Origin of the sequence: Moraxella lacunata, from assembly GCF_002027545.1 — a bacterium.
Classification (GTDB): Bacteria; Pseudomonadota; Gammaproteobacteria; order Pseudomonadales; family Moraxellaceae; genus Moraxella; species Moraxella lacunata.
Map to the genome: position 1 here is coordinate 7535 of NZ_MXAN01000075.1, position 8828 is coordinate 16362.

Here is an 8828-nt window from a genome sequence, read left to right on the forward strand (position 1 = left end):
GGGTTGAAGTTTTTAAAAATCCATAAAAATCAGGATTTGGAAAGAAGTCTATTAAGTGGTCGGATAGCCATTTTTCATGCAAAAATTGATAAAAGCGTTAAATTTTCATCGTTTTTATAAAGAATGTTACACCCAACGAATTTGATATTTACCACAGGCTTTGTAGGGACGTGCTGAGCACGTCCTTTGATAATACACCAATTTTATAGGCGTGCTCAGCACGCCCCTACATCCATACAGCATTACGTTTATAGTAATTTTAAAGTTTATTGGGTGTATCAACGTTCAACACGCCCTAATCTTTTATGTAAAAAATAAGTCATGCTAATCGGATGTTGGCATGACTTGTGTTGAAAAGATGGTTTTTTAAGAATCACTCTTTACGTGGCACGCTATCCACGTCAATGGCGTCTTTCATGAGTTCGTCGCTGATGGTTACGCCTTGATTTTGGGCGTGTTTGGGGCTGACATAGAGCGTGAGCTTGTTCATGACCTCAGGGGCGATGTCGGTAGGCTTGGTGCCGTCTAGGGTCTGGGCGACCAGTTTGGCAGTGGTTACCCCAAAATCAAAATCATTAACCCCAAGCCCTGCACTCGCCCCACGTCTGACACTAAACTCATCGGATGCGATGACGGGGATTTTTAACTCATTGGCAACCCCAACCATGGCTTCCATTGCCGATGCTACGCCATTATCAAGGGACGTGTAAATCAAATCGGCACGCCCGCCCAAAGCACGAGTGGCGGCAGCGACATCAGATGAGCGGTTGGCAGGCACGTCCACAAGGGTCATGCCACGTTTGGGTAGTTCGATGGCAAGCTGTTCTTTGATGACCACAGAGTTCGCTTCACCAGGACTGTATACAAAGCCGATACGCTTGGCGTCAGGCTTGATTTGGGTGAATAAATCAAGCTGTGGTTCGAGAGGTAGCTGGCTAGACAGTCCGGTAATGTTCGCTTGTAGGGCTTGGTTGTTATTATCGATAAGTTTGGCTACCACAGGATCGGAGACGGCAGTATAAATCAGGGGGATACTCTGGGTCGCCGTCGCTAGACTTTGGGCGGTGGGGGTGGTAATGGCAACGATGGCATCAGGGGCGTCGGCAGCGAACTGTTTGGAGATTTGCCCCATGGTCGCCATGTTGCCTTGTGCTGATTGGAAATTTACCGTTAAATTTTGCCCTTCTTGGTAGCCATGTTGCCCCAAGCCGTAAATCACCCCTTTTCTGATGTCATCAAGCGATGGGTGTTCCACAATGGCACTGATGGCAATGGTTTTGGGGGCTTTTTGGGTGGCGGTGTCTTGGGTGGTTTGTTCGGCAGGCGTGGTGGTAGGTTTGTCATTGCCACAGCCGGTCAGTAGGGTGATGGCGAGCGTTAGGGCGGATAAGGCGTACGTTTTCATAAAAATCCTTAATAAATAGGTTGCCTATACTCAACTTAATATTAGTGCTTGCTTTATTAAGGGCAAATGGCGATTTACCCCTGCAATTTAAAAACAATCATTGAACAATGAATAAGTTGTCATATTAAGTTGAGATTGGCGTTATATACTAAAACGCAGATAATTTAACATATTTAACCCAAAAATACAGCGGTTTTTGTAAAAATATTGTCATTTTATCATCGCTAAATTTTAATTATACCCAAAAATATGCTATTATTAATTGCAAATTTAATAAGATGAGCAAGCAGACATGAGCGAGAATAAAAGCGGATTTTTTGCCCGCATGAAAGCAGGATTGTCCAAATCCAGTAAGAATTTATCAGAAGGTCTGATGAATGCCTTAGTCGGTGGCAAAGAAATTGATGATGAGTTGTTAGAAGAAGTCGAAGACCAACTTCTTGTGGCGGACATTGGCGTGGATGCGACCAACAGGATTATCACAAGCCTGACCGAGCAGACGGCACGGGGCGATTTGATTTATTCGCATTCGTTATATAAAGCCCTAAAAAAAGAACTGGTGGACATCTTAGAGCCCAAAGTTGCTCCGCTTGTCATTGACACGACCAAAAAGCCGTTTGTGATTCTCATGGTGGGGGTCAATGGCGTGGGTAAGACCACGACCATTGGCAAACTTGCCAAACGTTTACAAGGCGAAGGCAAGTCAGTCATGCTGGCGGCAGGCGACACCTTTCGGGCGGCAGCGACCGAACAGCTCCAAGTGTGGGGCGAGCGTAACGGTATTCCTGTGGTGGCACAGGGGCAGGGTTCGGACAGTGCATCGGTGATTTTTGATGCCATGCAGTCTGCCAAAGCCAAAGGCATTGATGTGCTGATTGCTGACACCGCAGGGCGACTACAAAACAAGACTTATCTTATGAATGAGCTTGAAAAAGTCATTCGTGTCATGAAAAAAGCAGACGAGACCGCCCCACATGAGTGCATGATTGTACTAGATGCTGGTACAGGTCAAAATGCCATCAGTCAGATTAATCTGTTTGGCGAGGTTGCTCCATTGTCAGGTGTTACCATCACCAAGCTAGATGGCACGGCAAAAGGCGGTGTGGTCTTTAATGTCGCCCAAACAACCGATGTTCCCATTCGCTTTATCGGCGTGGGCGAGCAGATTGATGATTTACAGCCCTTTGACCCCAAAGAATTTGTGGACGCACTCATCGGCGAAGAAAAATGACAAAAAGGCGAATGTATTTCGCTTTTTATTATAAAGGATAAATTAAAAACAAACTTATGATAACCACACACTATTATCCGCCCATAGATTTGCCGATGATTACTTTGACGGTAAAAGATGGCAAGTTATTGGCATTGGATTGGTATAATAATAAAACCGCCCAAATTTTTGATAAATTAAATCAGCATGCAGTTTTTATAAAACAGGCAGATTTAAAAAATGATGATAAAAATCAATCAATTGCCTTGCAGGTTATTACCCAGTTAGACGAGTATTTTAATGGTGAACGCATGGTATTTGAATTACCGCTTGATTTATCACATGGTACCGATTTTCAGATAAAAGTTTGGCAAACGCTCTGTCAAATCCCTTATGGACAAACGATAAGTTACAAAGCGTTGGCAACCATGATAAATAAGCCCACCGCACATCGTGCCTGTGCTAACGCCAATGGCAAAAACTTAATCTCGCTTATCATACCGTGTCATCGTGTGATAGCATCGGACGGTACGCTGGGTGGGTATACAGGTGGAGTGTCAATTAAGCGAATATTGCTTGATTTGGAGAGTAAGAATTTGATATAAAAACCCAAAAACTTTATAGGGCGTGCCTGCCCTTTATAACACTATTTACAATATAGAAATATTTTATAAATAAACTAATCGTTTTTGCATGAAAAATGGCTAAATCTTGTGGCTCGAAGTCAAAAGCTCGTTTGATAGAACGACTATCAAACTTCACTTTTTCCTTGAAAAACGTGCGATTTTTCGTGATTTTAATTGCAAATACAAAAGGCAGGCACGCCCTAATATTTGAATCGAAAAATACAAGGTGGGTTATATCCATTTTAAATGCCAATAATGTCATAGGCAAAATATAACCCAGCTCTACAATCTTTATACAAAATTTACGGTCTGGCAGGTAAAATAAGTGGCAATAAAGCTCCATAACCCTCTTTTTGCATCTGTGCTTTTGGTATGAATTTTAGTGCATTGCCATTGATACAATAACGCAAACCCCCTCTGTCTTGTGGCCCATCAGCAAATACATGTCCCAAATGTGAATCCGCCACTCTTGAACGCACTTCTGTGCGAATCATATTATAACTGTCGTCTTTGTGTTCGGTGATGACCTCTGGGGTGATGGGTTTTGTAAAGCTTGGCCAACCACAGCGAGAATTGTATTTGTCGGTAGATAAAAATAAAGGTTCACCACTAACAACATCTACATACAAGCCGTCATCAAATAATTGGTCATAGTCATGACTAAATGCCCATTCTGTTTTTGCTTGTTGCGTGATGCGATATTGGGCATCGGTCAGGGTTTGTTTTAAATTATCTTTATCAAAATTTTGATAGCGTGTTGGTTCTAATGCTTCATCAACGGTCTTTGCCAGAGCCAAAGTATTGGGGCTGTTTTTGGTGATTTTTTTATTGGCAAGACTTAAATCAACATGACAATAACCGTCAGGGTTTTTGGTAAGATAATCTTGATGGTAGTTTTCTGCCATGCTAAAATTGGATAACGGCAGGTTTTCTACGGCAATTTTTTGTTGGTACTTATCTTGTAAGACGTTTAGTGCTTTATCAATGACCGCTTTATCTTGTGTATTGACGTAATAAATGCCCGTGCGATACTGTATGCCACGGTCATTGCCTTGCTTGTTGATGCTGGTGGGGTCAATAATGCGAAAATAGTACTGTAATAATGTATCTAAATCCACTTTGTCAGCATCATATGTTACCTTGACGGTCTCGGCATGACCTGAACCTCTGATGACCTCCTCATAGCTTGGATTTGGTAGATTTGGACTGCCATTGGCATAGCCACTTACCGCATCCAAAACGCCGTCAATGCGTTCCATATAAGCCTCAACACCCCAAAAACAGCCCCCTGCCAAATAGATGGTGCTCACGTTAGCCGTATTGCCATTACTGTTGTAATAGTTGGTGTTTTGGCTGGGTTGGGTCATGATGCTGTTTTGTGTTTTTAAGGCTTCTAGGGCATTAGGGTTATCTGCCAAATAGTTCATTTGTTCTTGGCTTAGATTTCCCCTGTTAAGATACACAAGTTTACCGTGTTTGTCTAATATTGCCCAACTTGGATAGGCTTGTACGCCCAGCTGAGTGATGATTTTCGCTTCTGTGTCAATTAGTACAGGTAAGGTAGGATAGTCTGCTTGTAATACTTGATACCAATCTTTAAAGGCCTGAGTGGGTTTTTCTCCAAGGTGATTTGGGCTGACAACAGTAACAATATTAAAGTCTGAAAATTTGGGGTCGTTGTGCCAGTCTTGTGTTTCTTGTAGTGTGCCTAGGCACAGAGGACACCAACTTGCCCAGAATTTTACCAATGTGGGTTTATTTGGATTGATGACCTCTTTGCCTGTATCGCCCAATCCTGAGGTTATCTGAGGTAAGTTGTGCAGTTGCGATAATAACTCATTGGGTAATACATCGCTACTTTGGTGTAGCTCGGTTTGGTTGCCATGATGGTCACCGATGCCTTTGCCACAAGCGATGAGCGTAAAGATGCTTGTGGTGGCACTAAGTCCAAAAATGCCAATATTTTTGACGAATCGTTTGGAAAACATGCTTAATTTACTCCTGTTGTAACCTATTATCTAAATGGTGTCGCCAGCTGATTTTATCAATGATGCACGTGCGACACCGTGCCTATATTACGTTTAGTATTTGTACTCACTTGCCTTAAATGGGCCGTTCACATCTACCCCCAAATAGTCCGCTTGTTCTTGGGTGAGTTTGGTCATCACACCATTAAAACCTGCAACCATGGCAGCAGCCACCTCCTCATCTAGCTTTTTGGGTAGGACTTTGACATAGACGCTGTCTTGTTTTTTATTAGCTGGCAGTTTGGCAAAGGCTTCTTGATACAGATGAATCTGGGCAAGTACTTGATTGGCAAATGAACCATCCATGATGCGAGAGGGGTGTCCTGTGGCGTTGCCTAAGTTGACAAGACGACCTTCGGATAGGACGATAAGATAATCCATCTCATCATCGGAGCGATAGACTTGATGAACCTGTGGTTTGACCTCTACCCATTTCCAATGTTTACGCATAAAATCAGTGTCAATCTCGGTATCAAAATGCCCGATATTACACACCACGGCGGTGGATTTTAGAGCCTTTAACATCTCGCTGTTGCACACATGATAGTTGCCTGTGGTGGTAACGACAAGGTCGGTATCCGCCATAAGAGCGGTATTAACCCCTTGATTTTGTTCACCATCTATAAATGGCGATACCAGCTCATAGCCATCCATACATGCTTGCATGGCACAAATGGGATCAATCTCGCTCACACGCACAATCATGCCCTCTTGACGTAGGCTTTGAGCTGAGCCCTTGCCCACATCACCATAGCCGATGACAAGTGCACGCCGACCAGATAAAAGCATGTCCGTACCACGTTTGATGGCATCATTTAAAGAATGACGACAGCCGTATTTGTTGTCATTTTTGGATTTGGTAACAGCGTCATTGACATTGATGGCGGGGACTTTGAGTTCTCCTTTGTGAAGCATTTCAATCAAGCGGTGTACACCTGTTGTGGTTTCTTCGGAAATGCCGTGAATGGTATCTAGCATTTGGGGGTATTTATTATGAATGAGTGCAGTCAAGTCGCCACCGTCATCTAGGATAAGGTTGGCGTCCCACAGTTTGCCGTCTTTGTGGATTTGTTGCTCCAAGCACCACTCGTACTCTTCTTCGGTTTCGCCTTTCCATGCAAAGACAGGGATTCCTGCTTGGGCAATGGCGGCGGCGGCGTGGTCTTGGGTGCTAAAAATATTGCAAGAAGTCCAACGAACTTGGGCCCCAAGTGCCACAAGCGTTTCAATCAAAACAGCCGTTTGAATGGTCATGTGGATACAGCCCACAATCTTTGCCCCTGCTAGGGGTTGTTCACTGGCGTAGCGTTTGCGAATGCCCATAAGGGCAGGCATTTCGGTTTCGGCAAGTTTAATCTCTTTACGACCAAACTCGGCAAGGCTAATATCGGCGACTTTGTAGTCGGTAAAATTTGACACTGCGTTCATACAGTTTTCCTTAAAAAATAAATTGATGAATAAAAAACGCAGATGTCGTTGTTTTATAATGATTAAAATATTTTTAAAATATAGTTAAGAAGTTTAGGGCAAATTGCAATTTGCCCCTACAAACTTATCTAAAAATATAGCCAAAGGACTTTAAAATCACCACAATTTATGATGTGTGAATGTAGGGACGTGCTGAGCACGTCTTTTGATAATGCCAGTTTTATAGGCGTACACAGCACGCCCCTACAAAGCCGTGGTAAATATCAAGTTCGTTAGGTATATTATCTAATTAATAATATTAAAATCATTAAACCAAGCCTGACTTAAAAAGTTGCAACATCTCTTGGTGTGCTTATTATACCAAAACAAGAATAAATTTCAAAATAACAAAATTTAGACCAAGCGGATAATATTACATGATAAAATAGCCGATTTTAAAAAATCATATTCATCATGCCTACCGTGCCAAAATCTGTGTTTCGTCCGATAGTTTTTATTAAGTCCTGCCTTGTCATCGTCCTAGCGGTGCTGTCCCTTGCCGTGTCTGTGGCGGGTTTAGCCAATACCGCCTTGACCGACACCGCTCCAAAGAGCGAAACGCCCACGCCCCAAGACAGCTTTGGGCGAGATACGCCACGCAGTACCATGCAAAACTTTGTCAAAGCCTTGTCGGATAAGGATGTGGAGCTGACATCAAAGTATTTGGATTCTGACTTTTTAAAAAAGCAAAAAACACCCGATACAGTAATTCATGACCTAAAACTTGCCCTTGATAAAGGTGGACGATTGCAACCTGATTTGTCAATCAGCGACAAAAGCGAAGGTGATTTGGCGGACAGATTGCCAAGCAACCTAGAAAAAGTCGGTACGATTGATGTTGATAATGACAAAATAGATTTGCTACTTATCAGAAAAACCGACAAGGATAATGTGGTTTATTGGCAAATTTATAAAGACACGCTTACCAAATTGCCCAAAAATCTGACTGAAAATCGTACCACGCTTGCCGATGCTTTTGGGCTGGATTTTGTTGGCGATAGACAGCTTTTGGGGCATAAAATATCAGACATTGTGTCGTTTATTATTTTGACGGTCATTGGCTTGTCACTGCTTTGGGGTGGGCTTTGGATGGTGTGGGGGGTGTTTGCCTTTTTATATCCCAAAGTGCGTGGCAAACCCTTTGGCATACCCTCCAAAGCCTTGTTGCCGTTGGCGGTGGTGATTTTGGCGTCCATGCTCCCTGAGATGATGGTGCAAATGGCGGTGCCTGTTACGCTTCGCTCGGCGGTAACTCGGGGTATTGAAGTGGTGGCGTGGCTGGCGACTGCTTGGCTTGCCTTGCGTGTCATTGATGCGGTGTTTATGCGTGCCGAAGAAAACAGCCGAAAGCACAGACGGCTTGAACAGGTGTCTATTTTAAATCTGTTTAGAAAGGTTGCCAAAGCCTTTATGCTCATTTTGGCGATTATCATCATTTTTGGTAATTTGGGCTTTGATTTGACCACAGGGATTGCCGCTTTGGGGGTGGGGGGTCTTGCTCTTGCGTTCGGGGCTCAAAAAACCATTGAAAATCTCATCGGCTCGGTCATGGTCGTGGCGGACAGACCTGTGCGTGTGGGGGATTATTGTCGATTTGGGACGATGGAAGGGACGGTGATTGATATTGGTATTCGGTCAAGCCGTATTCGCACGTTGTCTCGGACGATTGTAACCGTGCCAAATGGCGAGTTTAGTGCCATGCAGATTGAGAATTATGACGCTCGGGATATGTTTTATTTTTATCATTTTTTGTACCTAAAACGCACGGCAAACCCTGATGAAATTGGCAGGCTTATCAATGACTTGCAGTTATTTTTGGAAAATCACGTTTATGTCAATAATGAATGGACACTGGTAAGGTTAAGTGAGTTACGCCAAGATGCTTTTGTCATTGAAATGCGGTGCTATCTCAATGCGTCCGATGTTACGGTGTTTTGGAAAAAACAAAGCGAACTGCTCATTGATGTGTTAAATGAAGTGGCACGATATGATGTAGAACACGCCTTGCCCAGTCAAGAGATTAAGATTAAAAAGGAGGATGAGTTTGATGAGTTGGCAACATAAAAAGGGGTATAGTGAACCGACCCCCAAAT

General features: G+C 43.3%; 6 protein-coding genes. 3 read left to right on the top strand and 3 right to left on the bottom strand.

Annotated elements, in window-relative coordinates; translation table 11 throughout:
* Positions 1 to 373: 373 nt before the first annotated feature.
* Positions 374 to 1405: an ABC transporter substrate-binding protein gene (locus tag B5J94_RS10135; RefSeq protein ID WP_079364114.1), complete on the bottom strand. Its 1032-nt coding sequence runs from the start codon at positions 1403 to 1405 to the stop codon at positions 374 to 376.
* Between the two features lie 292 nt (positions 1406 to 1697).
* Here B5J94_RS10135 and ftsY point away from each other — a divergent pair, with 292 nt between their 5' ends.
* The gene (gene ftsY / locus B5J94_RS10140) at positions 1698 to 2636 is read left to right on the top strand and encodes a signal recognition particle-docking protein FtsY (protein WP_062501411.1); all 939 of its coding nucleotides are present in this window, start codon (positions 1698 to 1700) and stop codon (positions 2634 to 2636) included.
* A 56-nt stretch (positions 2637 to 2692) separates the two neighbouring features.
* Positions 2693 to 3220, top strand: a complete 528-nt coding sequence (locus tag B5J94_RS10145; RefSeq protein WP_062501409.1) for a methylated-DNA--[protein]-cysteine S-methyltransferase — start codon at positions 2693 to 2695, stop codon at positions 3218 to 3220.
* A 323-nt stretch (positions 3221 to 3543) separates the two neighbouring features.
* Here B5J94_RS10145 and msrAB read toward each other — a convergent pair whose 3' ends face one another.
* Both msrAB and ahcY read right to left on the bottom strand, forming a co-directional pair.
* The gene (gene msrAB, locus B5J94_RS10155; RefSeq protein WP_062500905.1) at positions 3544 to 5229 is read right to left on the bottom strand and encodes a bifunctional peptide-methionine (S)-S-oxide reductase MsrA/peptide-methionine (R)-S-oxide reductase MsrB; all 1686 of its coding nucleotides are present in this window, start codon (positions 5227 to 5229) and stop codon (positions 3544 to 3546) included.
* 93 nt (positions 5230 to 5322) lie between these two features.
* The gene (gene ahcY / locus B5J94_RS10160; RefSeq protein ID WP_062500906.1) at positions 5323 to 6696 is read right to left on the bottom strand and encodes an adenosylhomocysteinase; all 1374 of its coding nucleotides are present in this window, start codon (positions 6694 to 6696) and stop codon (positions 5323 to 5325) included.
* 453 nt (positions 6697 to 7149) lie between these two features.
* Here ahcY and B5J94_RS10165 point away from each other — a divergent pair, with 453 nt between their 5' ends.
* Positions 7150 to 8799: a mechanosensitive ion channel family protein gene (locus B5J94_RS10165; protein ID WP_062500908.1), complete on the top strand. Its 1650-nt coding sequence runs from the start codon at positions 7150 to 7152 to the stop codon at positions 8797 to 8799.
* The last annotated feature ends 29 nt before the right edge of the window (positions 8800 to 8828 follow it).

What these genes read in the sequence shown, in the direction of transcription:
- B5J94_RS10135 (WP_079364114.1), bottom strand. Translation starts at nt 1,405, where the DNA reads ATGAAAACGTACGCCTTATCCGCCCTAACGCTCGCCATCACCCTACTG.
- ftsY (WP_062501411.1), top strand. Translation starts at nt 1,698, where the DNA reads ATGAGCGAGAATAAAAGCGGATTTTTTGCCCGCATGAAAGCAGGATTG.
- B5J94_RS10145 (WP_062501409.1), top strand. Translation starts at nt 2,693, where the DNA reads ATGATAACCACACACTATTATCCGCCCATAGATTTGCCGATGATTACT.
- msrAB (WP_062500905.1), bottom strand. Translation starts at nt 5,229, where the DNA reads ATGTTTTCCAAACGATTCGTCAAAAATATTGGCATTTTTGGACTTAGT.
- ahcY (WP_062500906.1), bottom strand. Translation starts at nt 6,696, where the DNA reads ATGAACGCAGTGTCAAATTTTACCGACTACAAAGTCGCCGATATTAGC.
- B5J94_RS10165 (WP_062500908.1), top strand. Translation starts at nt 7,150, where the DNA reads ATGCCTACCGTGCCAAAATCTGTGTTTCGTCCGATAGTTTTTATTAAG.